This window comes from Providencia sp. PROV261 (genome assembly GCF_028477945.1).
GTDB classification, from domain to species: domain Bacteria; phylum Pseudomonadota; class Gammaproteobacteria; order Enterobacterales; family Enterobacteriaceae; genus Providencia; species Providencia stuartii.
On the sequence record NZ_JAMPMC010000100.1, the window covers coordinates 1 to 1,464 of the forward strand.

A 1,464-nucleotide genomic window follows, 5' to 3' on the forward strand; every position below is an offset into this window, starting at 1 on the left:
TGTCTGTTTACTGGTGTATAGCATCTGGTCGTTTAAAACCGAAAGCCCTGTGCTGGTAGAGTATTTTTACCAACTTCGTGACTATGCAATGCAACATCCCGAGCAAGCACAAATCTTTCGCCTTATAGACTGATTTATCAGTCACGGTTTTATCTTTCCCCCACCAGCAATCTTCATTTAATCCATTTATCGAATTATTTATCAGTTTAATTATTGAGGAGAACCCCTATGTCTCGTTTAGCTTCCCGTTTTGGCAATGCTTGCTCTATTCGTCGTGACCGCCCGCTAACCATTGAAGAATTATTCCGCACAGTACCTAGCGTATTTTCAGAAGAAAAACACGAATCCAGAAGTGAACGTTATACTTACATCCCTACGATTACCTTATTGGATAGTCTTCAAAAAGAAGGCTTCTATCCGTTCTTTGCTTGCCAAACGCGTGTACGTGATGCTAGTCGCCGAGAGCACACCAAGCATATGTTAAGACTTCGACGCCATGATCAAATTACAGGAAATCAAGTGCCTGAAATCATCTTACTCAATAGCCATGATGGCTCAAGTAGCTATCAAATGTTACCCGGCTTCTTTAGAGCCATTTGCTGTAATGGCCTCGTTTGCGGTGACACGTTTGGTGAAGTGAGAGTGCCGCACAAGGGCGATGTGGTGAATAAAGTCATTGAAGGGGCTTATGAAGTATTAGGTAGCTTCGATGCCATCGCAGATAAACGCGAAGAAATGCAAAGCTTGATATTACCGCCACCAGCCCAACACATCTTTGCTCAATCTGCTCTCACATATCGTTATGGTGAAGCGCATCAGCCGATCACCGAAGCGCAAGTATTACAGCCACGCCGTGTAGAAGATAAGAAGGACGATCTTTGGACGGTGTACCAACGTTTGCAGGAAAATTTAATCAAGGGAGGATTATCAGGCAGGAATGCCAAAGGTAAACGCGCTCGAACGCGTTCCGTGAATGGGATTGATGGGGATATTAAGCTCAATAAAGCGTTGTGGGTACTGACAGAACAAATGCACGCCCACTTTTCTGGGCGCGAACAAATATAGCCACAACACGTTATATATAATCTCCCTTTACGGTAAATATCATGAGATGACTCACTTTGTGAATGGTATTGATGGAAATATTAAACCCCAATAAAGCACTTTGGATACTGACAGAAAATATGAGCCCTATTTTATCATCCAGTTGATACCGCCCTTTTGGCTTGATGAAGTTAAATAGCTCAAAGATACAATCGTAGTCGCTTTTAATTTATATTAATATATTATATAAAATTACATATCGTTTTATTTATGACTCTCTAAAAAAAGGAGCTCAGTATGACTAAATACCAAACGATCACTCACAACATTTCAACTAATTTAGCTGATCTTGGACAACATATTCCTGATGTGATGAAAAACTTTTCAGGGTTAGTCTCTTCAGGAACAAAAGACGGTGCA

General features: G+C 41.1%; 2 protein-coding genes. Both read left to right on the forward strand.

The window, feature by feature from the left end; genetic code table 11:
- Positions 1-133 (forward strand): antirestriction protein (locus tag PR675_RS20835; RefSeq protein ID WP_272582984.1); only part of this gene is annotated, 133 nt, incomplete at its 5' end.
- A gap of 95 nt (positions 134-228) precedes the next feature.
- Entirely contained in the window at positions 229-1,065 is an 837-nt protein-coding gene (locus PR675_RS20840; RefSeq protein WP_272582983.1) for a DUF932 domain-containing protein, read from the forward strand.
- The last annotated feature ends 399 nt before the right edge of the window (positions 1,066-1,464 follow it).

Excerpts from the sequence above, each read along its gene's own strand:
- PR675_RS20840 (WP_272582983.1), top strand. The coding sequence starts at position 229 with ATGTCTCGTTTAGCTTCCCGTTTTGGCAATGCTTGCTCTATTCGTCGT.